Below are 15,148 nucleotides of genomic sequence, written 5' to 3' on the forward strand. Positions count from 1 at the left end.
CGAACCAACGACACGGAGAACAAACATATGGCACGCGTAAATAACTGGCAGCTCGGACGAGAAATGTCCTATTGGTATCCGGAAAGCAGGCCGCAGAAGCAATTTGCCGCCGTTTTCGATACGAATAAATGTATCGCGTGCCAAACCTGCACGCTGGCGTGCAAAACGACGTGGACTTCGGGCAAGGGGCAGGAGTATATGCTCTGGAACAACGTCGAAAGCAAGCCTTACGGTTCCTATCCGCTTGCTTGGGACCTTAATCTCCTGAGTTTGCTCGATGGGCAAAATTGGGGTGAGGAAAATGGTCAATCTGTTTATAAAGGAAGCACCATTTTTGAGTCAGCACCTGCCGGCGAACGCGTTCTCGGTTGGCGGCCGGAGGATGAGGACTACGCCTATCCGAACGTTGGCGAAGACGACTGTGCCGGTGGCATCGAGCACGGCGCCAGCATCGAGATCCCACACGCAATGGCGTGGTTCTACTATCTCGCCCGTATCTGTAATCACTGCACTTATCCGGGATGCTTGGCATCGTGCCCTCGAGGTTCGATCTACAAGCGGCCCGAGGACGGCATCGTTCTTGTCGATCAAAACCGCTGCCGCGGCTATCAGGAATGTGTTCGCGGCTGTCCGTATAAGAAGGTGTTTTTCAACCCGATGACGTCGACATCGGAAAAATGCATCGCCTGTTATCCCAAGATCGAACAAGGGCTGTCACCACAGTGTTTCGCCAACTGCATTGGAAAGATCCGTGTTGCCGGATTTATCAATACGCCAGACAAGGCCGAGGCTGATAACCCGATCGATTATTTGGTTCATATCAAGAAAGTTGCCTTGCCGCTCTTCCCTCAGTTCGGTCTTGAACCAAACGTTTACTATATTCCGCCGATCCATGTTCCAACGGCGTTTACCCGTCAGATGTTCGGCCCGGGTACAGATAAGGCCGTCGAGATCTACCGAAACGCACCGAACGATCCGGACCTGACCAGTTTATTAGGCCTGTTCGGCTCGACCGAGGCGATAATGCGCAAATGGAAACGTGTCGGCGATAAGGCTATCGGGATGGATGAGAATGGAAAAGAGCTGGTCAATGTACCGTTCAAGGAACCGGTCCACATTCGACCGGCCTACGACAAGCTATATCAGATCACGCGCACCAATTGTCCGTGAGGAGGTTCTTTATGCGATTCGTAACGTCGCTCACTATTTTGGCTCTTTTATTCGCGACTTCGTGCAATAAGGTTCAGGTCCCGACGCCCGAGGTCAATGTAGCCCAGGTCAAGGAGATCACGCTTGACCCAAATGCGGCCGTCTGGGACGCAGTCTCGCTCCACGCATCGAAAATGATCTTGCAGGATCTCGTAGAGCCGCGTCTTTTAGAACCGTCGACGTCTGAGGTATTGGTCAAGGCGATCACCAACGGCAGCGAAATTGCTTTCAGGCTCGAATGGCTGGACGAGAGCCAAAGCGACATGCCGGGGCCTAGACATTTCATTGACGGTTGTGCGGTACAGCTTCCTTCAAAGGCCGATCCAAATGTTCCAGCTCCGCAAATGGGCGAGGTCGGGAAGACCGTTGAGATCTCATACTGGCGTGCCGATTGGCAGGCGATCGTTGAAGGACGAGCCGATAATATCAACGCGATATATCCAAATGCATCGATCGACCACTACCCGGCCGAGGCCAAGCCGCTCGAGAATAACCCTCAGGCTCAGGCCGAGACCGCCGCTCGATACGCTCCGGCACGAGCACTCGGAAGTAAGCGTTCCGGACCCCGCGAACAACCGGTCGAAGACCTGGTCGCTGAAGGGCCGAGCACATTGTCGCCTGCCCCGAACGCTGTCTCAAAGGGAAGAGGCGTCAAAACGCCGAAAGGTTGGGCCGTCGTCATCTCGCGGCCGATGCCAACCGGTTTCTCAGCAGCGACGCCCTCGCAGATCGCGTTTGCGGTTTGGGAAGGCTCCCACATCGAGGTGGGTGCAAGAAAGATGCGGACCGGTTGGGTGCCGCTGATATTGAAGTGATCGGGAGAAACTATGGCGGTGATTAGTGATCTAATGAAGGTTCACAAGGTGATCGACGAATTATTCTTCGAACACCAGCGGGCACTGCTTCATTTTGATTTTGAAAAGGCTCTCCGCATTCTCATTGCCTACGAGTCCACGCTTCTTAATCATATGGCGGACGAAGAAAGCATTTTGCTGCCGGTTTATGAAGAGCGGGCTGACTTCCCTGCAGCTGGGTCTCCGAAACTCTTCTATGACGATCACGCCAAGATGCGTTCGTACATTGAGCTATTCAAACAAAAGACAAGCGAAATGCCGGCCGAATCTGAGCTGGACCGCGTACTGCTTCAGCTTTTGGATCGCGAAGCGTTTTACCTTCGCCTTTGCAGCCATCACGACCGGCGTGAGGCCGATTTTCTTTATCCAATGCTTGACGGACTGCTATCCGATAAAGAGAAGCATGAAATGCTTGACCGCGTAAGACTTCGCGGAGGAAAGCACTAACCAGGTGTCCACTATGAAAATCCAGGAAAACAGTACTAGAGATCTGCTCGCCGAAGCGGCAGAATGGCGGCTGATAAGCCTACTATTCGATTGTCCGTCAAATGACTGGCTAAAGCAGGTCGCAGATCTCGCAAACCCCGTTAGAGACAAGAAACTGAAACGTGCCGCAAAAGCCGCTCAGAAAGAGGCCAGTGAAGGACTATTTCATTCCATCTTCGGGCCGGGAGGACCGGCCCCGGGTCGCGAGGTCAGTTATCGCGGCTGGGTTCAACCGGGTTACATGCTGGCGGAATTGAATAGCTTCTACGACGCGTTCTCTTATAATCCGACCACGAGCGAGGTGCCTGATCATGTTGCGGTCGAGACCGGATTCGTCGCGTATCTGCGATTGAAAGAATTTTATGCTCTGGAAAACGGCGATAGTGAAAGTGCCGACGTAACTTCCAGGGCGTCAGTAACCTTTGTCGACGATCATATTTCAAAATATGCCCAAAGGCTGTCTAAGTTGCTTGCCGCATCTGGGATAAATTACCTTAAGCTCGCAGGAGCGGCGCTCTTTGACCGCGTCGGCCCGGACAAAGACAAATCGAAGCAAATATTTCTGCCGGTGCTCGACGAAGAGAACGAGCCTGGATTTGAATGCGGCGGAGCGGCCATATGATTCGAACGGAATGCCGCAACCTTACGACTGTTTCGGTCGCGTTCGACATGGTTGTAGGGGAACGGTCTTTCGTCGCGCTCTTTCGTCGTTTTTCCCTCCCCTTACCTATTACACAACTCTTACATCTGTCCCCGCAAATAGCTGATAGCATTTGAATTACGAAGAGAAAACGCTTACGGAAAAGCCGGGCGTTTTCAAATCAAAAGAGCTGTATCTAAATCGGTATTCAGCTCTCCGCGGGAGGTCTGATTAATCGTGAGAGTATTATTTGTTTATCCTGTTTTCCCCGAGACCTACTGGAGCTTTCGCCACGCACTGTCGTTTGTCGGCAAGAAGGCCGCGTTTCCGCCGCTAGGACTGCTGACCGTTTCCGCCATGTTGCCCGAGAATTGGCAACGGCGTCTCGTAGATATGAATGTCCAGCCGCTAACCAGGAGCGATATTCAATGGGCGGATATTGTCTTTCTCAGCGCGATGATCGTCCAGAGGGAATCACTCGATCGGGTTGTAAAATTATGCAAAGAACTTGGCAAGCGAGTCGCAGTCGGCGGCCCGTATGTCTCGACGAGCTCGGATCTCGTACCGGAAGCGGATTTTGTTTTCGTAGGTGAAGCGGAAGCCACCTTGCCGGAGTTTATCGACGATTTGAAATGCGGCTCGCCAAAGCGCATATATCAAGCAGCCGAGCGGCCCTCCCTTCTATCCACGCCAGTGCCGGATTTCGGTTTGATCGACATAAACCAGTACTCCTCGATGAATGTCCAATTTTCCCGGGGCTGTCCGTTTTCATGTGAGTTTTGCGACATTATCGAGATCTATGGCCGCTCGCCGCGCACCAAGTCAAGCGAACAGATGTTGGCCGAAATGGAGGCCATGCGGGTCGCCGGCTGGCGCGGCACGGTGTTTATCGTCGATGACAACTTCATCGGCAACAAACGCGAAGTTAGAAAATTCCTGCCGGACCTTATTGAATGGTCTGAGCGACATAATTTTCCATTTTCCTTTTTGACGGAAGCAAGCGTAAATCTAGCCGAAGATGATTCTTTGCTCGAGATGATGCAAGCCGCCGGCTTTCACCGCGTCTTTGTCGGCATCGAAACACCCGCCGCTGAAAGTCTTAAAGAAGCCAACAAATCTCAGAACACAAAACGCGATCTGCTTGAGTCTGTTCGAAAGATCCAAAGCTATGGAATCGAGGTCATGGCCGGTTTTATTGTTGGATTCGATAACGATCCACAGGATATTTTCGACCGACAGATCAACTTTATCCGTGAAAGTGCAATTCCGCTTGCAATGGTCGGGCTCTTGACAGCCCTCCCCGACACGCAGCTTTGGAAGCGTTTGGAGCGCGAAGGCCGGCTTATTCATGAAAGCAGCGGAAACAATACGGATTGTTCTTTGAATTTTGTTCCAAAAATGAATCGGGAACGCCTAGTCGATGGATACAAAGCCATTTTAAGGACCATTTACAGTTCGGAGGAATTCTATCAGCGCGCACTGGACTGCCTATCGCGTGTGAGAAACGGTTCGGCAGGATTGCAGCGAGACAGCGTCATCGGCGTTCTCAGGTCCTTCATCAGAATCGTGTTGAGACTCGGCGTACGCGACCGGGAACGCCGTCGATTCTGGAAGTATTTATTCCGAGTCGTAAGACTTTCCCCGCGCAGTCTAGGAAACGGGATCGCTCTGGCGGCAATGGGATATCACTTTAGAAAGGTGACGGAGATACACTGTGCAAAAGTGCCCTTGACGGGGTTTGCGGGTGACGGGACGCAATTGGTCGGCGAAGTCAGTTTCGCCGACTGATCGGTTTCGGCGAATTCGGAGAGAGAGAGAGAGTGTGTGTGTGTGTGTGAGCGATTAGGCCATCGTTGCCAGAATGTCAGTGATATCTTGTTCGGTAGTGTCGGGATTTATGAAACAAAATCGCGATACAGTTTCAGGACCTTCCGGGTTTCTCCATTTGGTGGGAGCGACCAGAGCGAACCCTGACTTGTGATTCTTGTAGGTCCACGCGCGGTAGTCTTCGGCCTCCCATCCTTTACGACGGTACAATACGCAGGATAGGCTTGGTTCTCTGACAAGTTCTGTGTGTTCAAATTCTGTTATCAACCGGCCGGCGATCTGAGCAAGTTCGATCCCGCGTTCGATAGCTTTTTCATATCTATCGGTTCCGTGCGTTGCCAGGGAGAACCACAACGGCAGCCCTCGCACACGCCGCGTTAGCTGTATCTGATAATCCGACGGATTAAATCCCTGTGCACCTTCGTCGCTGAAGATATCGAGGTAGGAACCCTCCTGAGCGTGGGCCCTTTTTGCGAGTTCCGGGTCGCGGTATATGATCGCACCGCAATCGTACGGTGAAAATAACCACTTGTGGGGATCGATCGTGACACTGTCGGCTTCTTCGATCCCGTTAAATAGATGCCGCACTGAGCGCGCCGCCAATGCTCCGCCACCGTAGGCGGCATCTACGTGAAACCAGATACTCTCTGATTTACATATAGTTGCGATACCCGCGAGATCGTCAATTATTCCGGCATTGGTCGTCCCCGCCGTTGCGATCACTGCGAACACCCTGCCTCGATCTTTAGCTGACATCCGCGATAAGGCTTCAGCCAGATGAGAGCCTTCGAGGCGGCTCTCCGTTTCGATCAGAAGGACATCGGCGTCGATAACTTTCGCCATCGCCTTGATCGACGAATGTGCCCCGTTCGAGGCGATCACGATGCCCCGGGTTTTAGAATTGCGTTCCTCGCGGTCTCGCCAATTTTCGCGAGCCGTGACCATTGCGGAAAGATTTGCCTCTGTGCCTCCGCTTGTAAAAACACCAAAAGCTCCGACGGGCATTCCAGTCAATGAGACCAGCCATTCCATCGCTTGGTTCTCGGCAAAAATGCAACCAGCTCCCTCCAGCCAGAATGCCCCATGAACGCTGGTTGCCGAGGTGACGAGGTCGAACATCACTGCCGCGCGGGTCGGAGATGCGGGGACAAACGCAAGATGGCGAGGATGATCGATCGGGACACTCGCTTTGACCAACACATCCTTGAAAAGAGCGAATGCCTTCTCGCCGCCGATGCCTCTCGGTGAAATCGTCTCGCCAACGAGGGCCTTCAACTCCTCTGCCTTCTTAGGAAAGCCAAGCTTGGGATCGGTATCAGAAATACGCCCTATCGCGTATTTGATGACATCGAGTGACATCTCGACAAGATCGATATCAACGTTGTGCATAAATTTGGGGATCGGAGCCGTCTTACGTAGCTTTTTATCAGAATCCGGAATAATGTCCGATCACGACCGATAGTACGACGATCACGCCGTAAATGATCTCCCAAACGCCGATCTGCATCGCTTTCATTTTACTCCGACCCGGTGAGAGGCCAGCAATAGCTCGATAAGCCAGTACCGACATAGCCATAATCGTCAAAATCGAACTAAGGCCATAGAAAGCTAACATTGATACCAGAAAAAGAGCCGCGATATGGGCGAGTGTCGGGATCATCCGGGAATACTGCTTACCTTTTTCCAGACGAAGTCGCTCGCGAACATACAGGATAGAGGCAATTGACCTTGACGCAAAGATCGCCCATAGAGCGGCGGCATCTACCACCGGCATATTGGCCGATAGTCCGATCGCCGCGATTGAAGCCGACATAACGACTGCTCCCATCAACTCGGGTATTAACTTGCGGCTTTGTCTCGAGGCATCAATGTATATTTGAAAAATAGCGAGCGGCAAGATCCAAATAAATGGGAGTAGCGACTGGACGCCTACCGAAAGGAGCGTACCAGCAAGCCCAATGGAGAATATCGCACCGTAGCAAAGCAAAAATCGAAAGGCCAGGCACGCGCGCTCCCTGTTCCGCATGCCAAAGCGGTCGGCGATCAGCACCTTTAGCGGTTGCCGTGTGAGAAACGCACCGATAGTAAGACAGGCGATCCAGGGAGCTCCGGTTGAATAAGCGATCGCCAGACCGGCAATTAGGGGTTCGAGCAAAAATGCCCATCCACCGTGTTCGACCGGAAGAGCGACTTGCCGCACTCGAACAACTCTAATTGGTGCTGTTATCGGTGCGGCAGTCGACATACTTTGGTTCATTCCGAGCGAACTTAGGCTCGAGCCTTTTGTTCGAGTTCGATAGCACGTGGAAAGAGCAGATTGTTCTCAAGGTGAATATGCTGGTGCAGATCACGCTCAAATTCCCCGAGCCGATGATACAGGGCGGTGAAACTCGGGCACGCCTCCGCCGGCAGAGTGTAGTCATTCGTAACTCGACGCATTTTAACAAGTAGTTCCCCGACTTCTTCATGCTCGATGTTCATCATATTTACCGGATGCTGAACCGTTCCGAATGGCGGAAACGCAACGTTCAGATGATTCGAATAACTATGCTCCAGTTTTTGTATGTATGGGAAAAGAACCATTTCTTCTTTCACCATGTGAGGATCCAGATCATCACAGAGTGCCTGAAAAAGCTCTTTTAACTCAAGGAGATATGGATTGTGATCACCGTGACGGCTGGCGACCTTGGCCATCAACGGTGTCAAATGGCTCATTTCGTCGCGTGTATAGACGTGATGTTTATCCAAAATATGATCGACGAGATCGCTCAAGTCCATTTTGGAGAACGATTCTTGATCACTATTTGTTGATCCATCCAGAACGCCATCGATCTGCTCCTTTACTGTCTCCGGACTCGCCCCGACGTTTCGACAGGCGTCGTCGAACGGCGTGTCTCCATGACAACAATAGTCGATCTTGAATTCCTCAAAGACGCGGGTCGTCAACGGCATCTCAAGTGCTATTTCGCGAACTGTCTTACCTTGAACACTGATCATTAATTCATCCTCCAAATGTATACTCCAGCATAATTGTCGCGGATGTTTACAGGGGGAAATATGATCTCGGTCATGTTCCAAAACTTATAACAGCTCTCCGCATGGCGTTTGCTTCTTCATTTATCCTTAAATTTAGTTAATAAGATTGATACTTTCGGCGTTGCCCTAATTTCGTGAACCACATTCGGCTCAATCGTAACAAGCACTCCCTTTTGCAGATCTACTTCTTTTTTTTCTTGACCGACAATAAGTTTGCCTTCGCCCGCAATACATTGAATCGTAATCGGTTCGGCGGCTTTATGAGCATCTAAAACCGCCTTATTGCGTAGCGTAATTTGGACGATTTTTCGGCGTTCACCATCAAAAAGCGGCGTAACCTCTTTATCTTTGCCGTCGCCGATTTTAGTTTGTAAATTCAACTTTTGCATATTTCTTTCCTGACTATTGACACTAAAACCGATGACCGTAAAAATCATCAAAACAACCCCTAAAATTACAGTTAAAAACAAAATTTTCTTCATTTTTGACAAACCTCCACCCTGTCTCCGAAACTTTATTAAGATTCAGACAGTAAAAAATACTCGATTAGCCGATCAGATTATTTCCCTCTGGTTGAAATCCGAAACCGCGCGTAAAGCGGGCAAAAGCTAATCAAGCTCGCTAGCAACAACACAATTCGGACAATCGCCGGGCCTTTATGGTCGGACCGGGAAAAATGCTGTTGTAACCCCAAATCGTCGTATCATTGGGCTTAGCATGCGGCGTCGCCTTTGGGGTGGGGATAGCGGTCAGACTGGTCTTCGTCGTTGTGGGCATTTAGACAAACAAAGTCCTTTTCGATCAATATTCTTATTTCAGTATGTTCGTCCGCTAGATAGGTTCCGGCAAGGCTAACCTCGTCGGAACTGGCCCAGGTATTGGCATCGGAGGCAGGTACGCGAACCACGATTATCCCGTCCGCAAAAGAGGCCGAAAAATTACTGTCGGGCGTCTTTTCGAGCACGTAGCCAAAGTCGTTTTTTCCTAGCCCAAACCGCACATTGTCCCCTATGGCTCCTGTTTGATCAAAAGTTTCGACTTCGGAGCGGCCCAACCGAAAACGAAGAGTGTTTTCTCTAATTCGAAGTTTCATGATCCAATTCTCAACACAAGTCTTGCACTAAGGAACTTAGCAGGACACGGCTCAACCAAATATGATCCAGATCACCTTTTTACAAGGCCTAACGGACAAGAGTACGAAGGTGATCAGTCGTTTCGACGAATATTCTTCCGCCAACTATTTTCAGATATCCCTTTTCCGCGAGCTTTCGGATAGTCCGGATCGTGGTCTCGAGCGAAAGCCCTGCCATCTCAGCTATATCTTGCCGTCGATGGGTGATCTTCTTAACTTCGCCGGCATTCATTTCACCCGTAAGCCTCAAAATGATGCTCGCAACACGCTGCTCGGCGGATGGCGTGGCCAAAATCTGAACGGTATCGGCACGGTCACGGAGAATGCCACACATTCGGTTAAGCACCAGGGACGAAAATTCCGACGATGACTCCATTAAGGCGAGAAACTCACCCCGCGGGACCATTAGAAGCGAGCTGTTCTCGATTGCGACGGCTGTTGCGGGAAATCGCTTTCCATCCATCGCCGGCGGAATTGCAAAAATCTCGCCAGCCTGAAACGTGCCAATGATGATCTCCTTACCCGCCTCAGGATAGCGAACCATTTTGATCTTTCCAGCCAATATGATCGGTAAAAATGTGGCCTGATCACCCTCGAAAAAAACGTGCTCGCCGCCACCGAACGAACGTCTGCGTCCAATAGCAAAGAGACCTTCTGTTAGCTCGGCACTAAAATGGTCGGATATTTGACTCATGAACGTATGAAGCCCCCCCAGCGATTCCCAAAACAATAGTTACATTTCATGAGCCAAATCATAAATCGAACGGCCGGAATTTGATATTTAATAAGGGAGCACGAGAGGACTCACATGAAGTATTTTCTCCGTACACTTTTACTAACAGGAAATTCGACTGTGATCTATCACGTTTACGAAGGGCCTTCTACTCATTTTTACATTACTCGCTATCGATCCGGATCTTCTTTGACCGCGAGTTTTCACGCTGCCGATCCGCATAAATACGCGCACTGGTATTTTCGCCTGTAACGTTTCGAATATATGATAACTATCTAAGCCCAAGGAATTGCTCATTAGTTGTACGCACCATATTCTCTTTTAGGTTGGCACTCATTTTGCAGACGACAGATGGTTGCCCTATAGAAAAAACGAATGCCCATCGAGATCACCAAGCCAGCTACTTCGATTAATTATCGCAACCCGACCTTGATCGGGCTCGGGGCATCAATGGCTCTGACGGCACTTGTTATTGTCGGTTCGCGAAATCTTGAACATTTCGATTCGGCTTTATTCGGGTATCTGATCGCGAGTATCGTCGCGTTTGGCGCAATATTTTTCCGCTATGCGCTTTGGCTCCAGCGTCCGGCGACGCGTGCATATTTTTCCAGAGGGTTGAAGCTTTTTTTCCAGCGAAAGAAATTTGCACGCAACACACTAGACGCCACAAAAACGGTTGGCATAAACATGCTCGCCCAGAAGTTTATCTTCAAACGGGCCAAATCAAGATGGCTGATGCATTTTCTGATCATGTGGGGCTGTGTTTTGTCAGCGGCCATCACATTCCCGCTTGTTTGGGGCTGGATACATTTCAAACTTGAGAGCGAGACAGGCTACAAGGCCTACGTATTCGGCTTTCCAATGCAGTCGATGGACGTCCACAGCGTAATGGCTTTTTTCACATTCAAGGCCCTCAATTTCACAGCCCTCATGGTTCTAGCGGGCTGTGCTATTGCGATCCATCGCCGCTTAAAAGACCGCGGAGCAATTGCGGTCCAGCAATTTCTTTTGGATTTTGTTCCGCATCTTCTGTTGATTGCGATCTGTGTCTCGGGTCTCATGCTAACGGCATCGAGCACGTATTTCGGTGGGTATATGTACTCGTTCATTGCCCTGACCCATCAAGCGATAGTGATAATGACGCTTTTCTTCCTACCGTTCGGCAAGCTGTTTCATGTCGTCCAGCGCCCGGCGTCGATCGGCGTTGAACTCTATCAGCAGCGAGCCAAAGAAATGGAGCAGGCAAAATGTCGGCGGTGCGGCGTAGAATTCGCATCCGTTATGTGGCTCGGCGATCTGAAGAGCGTCGTCGAAAAAGTTGGTTTTGACTACACAATGGAAAATGGCGAAACATTGCAGGACTATTGCCCACGGTGTAAGCGGGTAATGCGAGGGCTGGCATACTCCGTTCTTATGGATCGCCCGGATAAGGTCTTTCACGGCACCCGCGCTGACGGCGAATAATTAACAATGTCAAAAGTAGAAAATCTCGCAAGCATTATTGACCGTTTTGGCCCCCATCTGCACGATGAGCCGATCGGCGGTTGGAGTGCTGAACGAAAGATCGACAAAATAGTGCCAACCCACTGCCCATATTGCGGTATGCAGTGTGGCATGAATCTGCTGGTTGAAAAGAATCATGTTGTCGGCGTAGAACCGCGTTACGATTTTCCGGTCAACGAAGGCCGGCTGTGTCCCAAGGGAGTGACTGCGTATCTGCAGACACATCATCCAGACAGGCTTGAATACCCGCTGATAAAGCGAAACGGCAATTTTGAGCGGGCAAGCTGGGACGAGGCGCTCGATCTGATCGTGTCGAAGTTTAAGGGACTACAGGAAAAATATGGCAAGGATTCGATCGCTGTTTATTCTGGCTCTTCACTGACGACCGAAAAGACCTATCTCGTAGGTAAATTCGCCCGCCTTGGATTGCAGACCAGGTACATTGACTACAACGGACGACTTTGCATGGCATCCGCCGCAGGCGGCAACAACAAGGCGTTCGGCATCGACCGGGCGGCAAACCCGTGGAGCGATATTCCCCACGCGGAAGTTCTGATCATTGCCGGAGCAAATTGTGCCGAGACGTTCCCCATCCTCAATGGATTTCTCTGGAAACAGCGTGACAACGGTGGTGTGTGGATAGTCATCGATCCGCGTGAGACCCCAACAGCTCGTCAGGGCGATCTGCATTTACAACTCAAGCCCGGTACAGACGTCGCGGTCGCCAACGGCATCTTGAATGTCCTGATCACCGAAAACCTGATCGACCAGGCGTTTATCGACAGCCGCACTAATGACTGGGAAGCGACCAGGGCGGCGGCATTAAATTATCCACCCGATGTCGCTTCGGAGATCTCCGGCGTTCCAGCGGAAAAGATCATTCAGGCCGCTCGCCTCTACGGTCGTGCAAAAACCGGCATGATCATGCACGCCCGCGGCATCGAGCACCATTCGAACGGAACCGAGAACGTACTGAGTTATATCAATATCGCACTTGCGACCGGGAAGATCGGCTCGGAAGGCCGCGGTTACGGCACGATCACCGGTCAGGGCAACGGGCAGGGCGGCCGAGAACATGGACAGAAGGCCGACCAACTACCCGGCTATCGCTCGATGCTAAATCCAGAACATCGGAAATACATAGCCGAAGTTTGGGGCATTGACGAATCAGAATTGCCTGAAGCAGGCGTATCTGCCGTGGAGCTTTTCAACAAAATGCGCGAGGACGAGATCAGAGGCTTGCTGTCGATCTGCAGCAACATGATGGTCTCGCTACCGGATACCAATCAGGTGCGGAAGTCGCTCGAAGGGCTCGAATTTAACGTCTGCATCGACTTCTTTTTGTCCGAAAGTGCCCGTTACGCCGATGTAGTACTTCCCGGCACGACATGGTCCGAGGACGAAGGTACGACTACGAGCGGTGAGGGCCGTGTGATAAAGATAAATAAGGCGATAGACCCTCCGGGAGAAGCACGCCAGGACTGGCGGATATTGCAGGAGATCGCGGTCCGGATGGGCCGCGGTAAGTACTTTCAGTTTGAGTCCCCCCGGGCCATATTTGACGAACTTCGCGCCGCCTCCAAGGGTGGTAAGGCTGACTATTTCGGAATCACATACGAAAAGATCGACAAGCAGGACGGCGTCTTCTGGCCGTGCCCGACCGAGGAAAGTACGGGGACGCCACGCCTTTTCGAGGACCGGTTCGCTCACGACGACGGTAAGGCTAAATTTCACGCGATCGAGTATAAAGGGGCCGCCGAGAAGCCCGATGAAGAGTATCCTCTGATCTTTACCAGCGGGCGCATCGTTCACCAGTATTTGTCCGGTAATCAGACTCGGCGTATCGGCTTTCTTGTTCAGCAGTGCCCGGAGCCTTTCGTTGAGATGCATCCTGAAACCGCGATGAAGTACAAGATCAACGACGGCGAGCGTGTGAAGGTAGTTTCGCGTCGCGGTGAAGGCATCTTTCCCGCTCTGGTCGTAAAAACGATCAGGCCAGACACGATCTTTGTGCCCTATCATTGGGGGGAGGAACTCGCGGCGAATCAGATCACCAACGCAGCACTCGACCCGACCTCAAAGATACCGGAATTCAAGGCATGTGCCGCGCGTTTAGAGAAAATACTTACGAGAGAATTGCCGATACTAGGCGAGGTGCGAAAGGGAACGTCACAGAACGAAGTGCAGAGAGGAAAATAGCGCATGAACGAAACCATGTTTATCGATCCGCAGCGATGCATAGGATGCAGATCCTGTGTCGCAGCGTGCCGCGAGTGTTCGACGCATAAGGGGTACTCGATGATCTTTGTCGATTACATCGACCGCAGCGAGACAACCGCTACCATGCCGACCATTTGCATGCATTGTGAAGAACCGACTTGTGCGCTTGTCTGCCCCGCAGACGCGATCAAACAGAATGAAGATGGCGTGGTTATGTCAGCGCTAAAGCCGCGATGTCTCGATTGCCGCAATTGCGTGAACGCGTGCCCGTTTGGCGTGCCGAAGTACAACTCTGCGATGCATTTACAGATGAAATGCGACATGTGTTACGACCGAACAAGTGAGGGCCTGATGCCAATGTGCGCCAGCGTTTGCCCGACCGGTGCATTAGCCTTCGGCACCTATGAGCAGATCGTTCCGCTGCGAAGAACTAAGCCGGTCAATGCTCATGTTTTTGGCAATCAGAGTGTCAAGACAAAGGTCTACATGATGCTGCCGACAGACGCCGACGAGGTCAGCATTGACGGGTGTGGCGTTTTCGAAGGACAGATAGCTCTCGATGGCGCTCCTGTTAGGGAAGAATCGTGGATAGACACTCAAGTGGAGGAATCCGATAAAAGCAATGAATTCTAAAGCCTTCGACCAAGAATCAATCAAGAAGATACTAGCCGCAGATAATGAAATATCGGATGAAAACAACGTCCGTGCGGCGACCGCTCCGTTTCAGGCCGAGTTTCCGTACGAGCGCGACAGCGAGGCTCAGGTCACCAGGCGGGAGTTTTGCAACTTTCTCTTTTTGACATCGAGCGCATTATTCGTCGGTGCAGCCGGATTCGCTGGCAAAGCTGCCTACGATGCCCGTTCGCCAAAGACCTTCGCTCCGGCAAAGATCGACGGAGCAATGAGCATTGAACCGGGAACAGCTCTGAATTTTACGTATCCGGCTACGGAAGATACTGCGATCCTTATACGAGACACGGATGGAAACTACGCTGCCTTTGGGCAGAAATGCACGCATCTGTCTTGCCCGGTCTACTATTCAAAAGCAAACGACCGTCTCGAATGCCCGTGTCACAATGGTGGTTTTAGCTCCAAGACCGGCGAAGTATTATATGGCCCGCCGCCGCGTCCTCTCGACAGAATTGAGCTTGAGACGATCAATGGCGAGATCTTTGCAGTTAAAAGAGAGGTGCGTGGAAATGAAGGCTAACGTCAAGCCGCAAAGACCGCAGAGCCGCGGACTCGCCGCCGTTTGGCAGGCCCGTCTCGCGATGCTTGTTATGATCAACGTGGCTCAACTCTGGATCCTCTCGGCAGCGGTAGAGGCTGCTCTTGCGCATGCGTACACTCAACTGGCTCCGCTCGTCATTGCCTCAGGTATCTGCTGGCTGATCGCACTTAGCATAATCGTTTGGTGGAAACCCTCTCCGCCTCGATGAGCCGACCCAGTTTTTCATTAAGCTCGTTGATTTCGCTCGGTTTGTGGCCACAGGTATAAGACTTGACGG

General features: G+C 51.4%; 16 protein-coding genes. 10 read left to right on the forward strand and 6 right to left on the reverse strand.

From position 1 onward, the window contains the following. The first annotated feature begins 27 nt into the window (after positions 1-27). From IPL32_00310 to IPL32_00330, 5 genes are all read left to right on the forward strand, one after another. The gene (locus IPL32_00310; GenBank protein MBK8464247.1) at positions 28-1,170 is read left to right on the forward strand and encodes a dehydrogenase; all 1,143 of its coding nucleotides are present in this window, start codon (positions 28-30) and stop codon (positions 1,168-1,170) included. A gap of 11 nt (positions 1,171-1,181) precedes the next feature. After that, positions 1,182-2,024 carry a hypothetical protein gene (locus IPL32_00315; GenBank protein MBK8464248.1) on the forward strand — a complete coding sequence of 281 codons (843 nt, stop codon included), beginning with the start codon at positions 1,182-1,184 and terminating at the stop codon, positions 2,022-2,024. Between the two features lie 12 nt (positions 2,025-2,036). Further along, a complete protein-coding gene (locus IPL32_00320) occupies positions 2,037-2,510 on the forward strand; it encodes a hemerythrin domain-containing protein (GenBank protein ID MBK8464249.1) in 474 nt (157 codons plus the stop codon). A gap of 13 nt (positions 2,511-2,523) precedes the next feature. Then, a complete protein-coding gene (locus IPL32_00325) occupies positions 2,524-3,171 on the forward strand; it encodes a molecular chaperone TorD family protein (protein ID MBK8464250.1) in 648 nt (215 codons plus the stop codon). 255 nt (positions 3,172-3,426) lie between these two features. Further along, positions 3,427-4,977, forward strand: coding sequence for a DUF4070 domain-containing protein (locus tag IPL32_00330; protein ID MBK8464251.1), 1,551 nt, complete (start codon positions 3,427-3,429; stop codon positions 4,975-4,977). Between the two features lie 54 nt (positions 4,978-5,031). Here IPL32_00330 and IPL32_00335 read toward each other — a convergent pair whose 3' ends face one another. The 6 genes from IPL32_00335 to IPL32_00360 form a co-directional block, all read right to left on the reverse strand. After that, positions 5,032-6,405 (reverse strand): aspartate aminotransferase family protein, encoded by a 1,374-nt coding sequence (locus IPL32_00335; protein ID MBK8464252.1) that lies wholly within the window; start codon positions 6,403-6,405, stop codon positions 5,032-5,034. Between the two features lie 37 nt (positions 6,406-6,442). Next, a complete protein-coding gene (locus IPL32_00340; GenBank protein ID MBK8464253.1) occupies positions 6,443-7,273 on the reverse strand; it encodes a YwiC-like family protein in 831 nt (276 codons plus the stop codon). A gap of 11 nt (positions 7,274-7,284) precedes the next feature. Beyond that, a complete protein-coding gene (gene ric, locus IPL32_00345; protein MBK8464254.1) occupies positions 7,285-8,013 on the reverse strand; it encodes an iron-sulfur cluster repair di-iron protein in 729 nt (242 codons plus the stop codon). A gap of 116 nt (positions 8,014-8,129) precedes the next feature. Continuing rightward, positions 8,130-8,534, reverse strand: coding sequence for a hypothetical protein (locus tag IPL32_00350; protein ID MBK8464255.1), 405 nt, complete (start codon positions 8,532-8,534; stop codon positions 8,130-8,132). Positions 8,535-8,764: 230 nt separating this feature from the next. Beyond that, positions 8,765-9,145: a hypothetical protein gene (locus tag IPL32_00355; GenBank protein ID MBK8464256.1), complete on the reverse strand. Its 381-nt coding sequence runs from the start codon at positions 9,143-9,145 to the stop codon at positions 8,765-8,767. Between the two features lie 88 nt (positions 9,146-9,233). After that, positions 9,234-9,878 carry a Crp/Fnr family transcriptional regulator gene (locus IPL32_00360; GenBank protein MBK8464257.1) on the reverse strand — a complete coding sequence of 215 codons (645 nt, stop codon included), beginning with the start codon at positions 9,876-9,878 and terminating at the stop codon, positions 9,234-9,236. Positions 9,879-10,292: 414 nt separating this feature from the next. Here IPL32_00360 and IPL32_00365 point away from each other — a divergent pair, with 414 nt between their 5' ends. Genes IPL32_00365 through IPL32_00385 form a run of 5 tightly spaced genes read left to right on the forward strand, consistent with a single transcriptional unit; the run spans position 10,293 to position 15,079 of the window. Next, entirely contained in the window at positions 10,293-11,381 is a 1,089-nt protein-coding gene (locus tag IPL32_00365) for an MFS transporter (GenBank protein ID MBK8464258.1), read from the forward strand. 6 nt (positions 11,382-11,387) lie between these two features. Beyond that, positions 11,388-13,619 carry a formate dehydrogenase subunit alpha gene (gene fdhF, locus IPL32_00370; GenBank protein ID MBK8464259.1) on the forward strand — a complete coding sequence of 744 codons (2,232 nt, stop codon included), beginning with the start codon at positions 11,388-11,390 and terminating at the stop codon, positions 13,617-13,619. A 3-nt stretch (positions 13,620-13,622) separates the two neighbouring features. Beyond that, positions 13,623-14,273, forward strand: a complete 651-nt coding sequence (locus tag IPL32_00375; protein MBK8464260.1) for a 4Fe-4S dicluster domain-containing protein — start codon at positions 13,623-13,625, stop codon at positions 14,271-14,273. Next, entirely contained in the window at positions 14,263-14,850 is a 588-nt protein-coding gene (locus tag IPL32_00380; protein MBK8464261.1) for a Rieske 2Fe-2S domain-containing protein, read from the forward strand. Before IPL32_00375 ends, IPL32_00380 begins: the two co-directional genes overlap by 11 nt. Beyond that, positions 14,840-15,079, forward strand: coding sequence for a hypothetical protein (locus IPL32_00385; GenBank protein ID MBK8464262.1), 240 nt, complete (start codon positions 14,840-14,842; stop codon positions 15,077-15,079). The genes IPL32_00380 and IPL32_00385 overlap by 11 nt, the downstream gene beginning before the upstream one ends. Positions 15,080-15,148: the final 69 nt, after the last annotated feature.

Source organism: Chloracidobacterium sp. (assembly GCA_016711345.1).
GTDB lineage: Bacteria > Acidobacteriota > Blastocatellia > Pyrinomonadales > Pyrinomonadaceae > OLB17.

Excerpts from the sequence above, each read along its gene's own strand:
- IPL32_00380 (MBK8464261.1), top strand. The coding sequence starts at position 14,263 with ATGAATTCTAAAGCCTTCGACCAAGAATCAATCAAGAAGATACTAGCC.
- IPL32_00365 (MBK8464258.1), top strand. The coding sequence starts at position 10,293 with ATGCCCATCGAGATCACCAAGCCAGCTACTTCGATTAATTATCGCAAC.
- IPL32_00385 (MBK8464262.1), top strand. The coding sequence starts at position 14,840 with ATGAAGGCTAACGTCAAGCCGCAAAGACCGCAGAGCCGCGGACTCGCC.
- IPL32_00310 (MBK8464247.1), top strand. The coding sequence starts at position 28 with ATGGCACGCGTAAATAACTGGCAGCTCGGACGAGAAATGTCCTATTGG.
- fdhF (MBK8464259.1), top strand. The coding sequence starts at position 11,388 with ATGTCAAAAGTAGAAAATCTCGCAAGCATTATTGACCGTTTTGGCCCC.
- IPL32_00350 (MBK8464255.1), bottom strand. The coding sequence starts at position 8,534 with ATGAAGAAAATTTTGTTTTTAACTGTAATTTTAGGGGTTGTTTTGATG.
- IPL32_00340 (MBK8464253.1), bottom strand. The coding sequence starts at position 7,273 with ATGAACCAAAGTATGTCGACTGCCGCACCGATAACAGCACCAATTAGA.
- IPL32_00320 (MBK8464249.1), top strand. The coding sequence starts at position 2,037 with ATGGCGGTGATTAGTGATCTAATGAAGGTTCACAAGGTGATCGACGAA.
- IPL32_00315 (MBK8464248.1), top strand. The coding sequence starts at position 1,182 with ATGCGATTCGTAACGTCGCTCACTATTTTGGCTCTTTTATTCGCGACT.
- IPL32_00375 (MBK8464260.1), top strand. The coding sequence starts at position 13,623 with ATGAACGAAACCATGTTTATCGATCCGCAGCGATGCATAGGATGCAGA.
- IPL32_00355 (MBK8464256.1), bottom strand. The coding sequence starts at position 9,145 with ATGAAACTTCGAATTAGAGAAAACACTCTTCGTTTTCGGTTGGGCCGC.
- IPL32_00360 (MBK8464257.1), bottom strand. The coding sequence starts at position 9,878 with ATGAGTCAAATATCCGACCATTTTAGTGCCGAGCTAACAGAAGGTCTC.
- IPL32_00325 (MBK8464250.1), top strand. The coding sequence starts at position 2,524 with ATGAAAATCCAGGAAAACAGTACTAGAGATCTGCTCGCCGAAGCGGCA.
- ric (MBK8464254.1), bottom strand. The coding sequence starts at position 8,013 with ATGATCAGTGTTCAAGGTAAGACAGTTCGCGAAATAGCACTTGAGATG.
- IPL32_00335 (MBK8464252.1), bottom strand. The coding sequence starts at position 6,405 with ATGCACAACGTTGATATCGATCTTGTCGAGATGTCACTCGATGTCATC.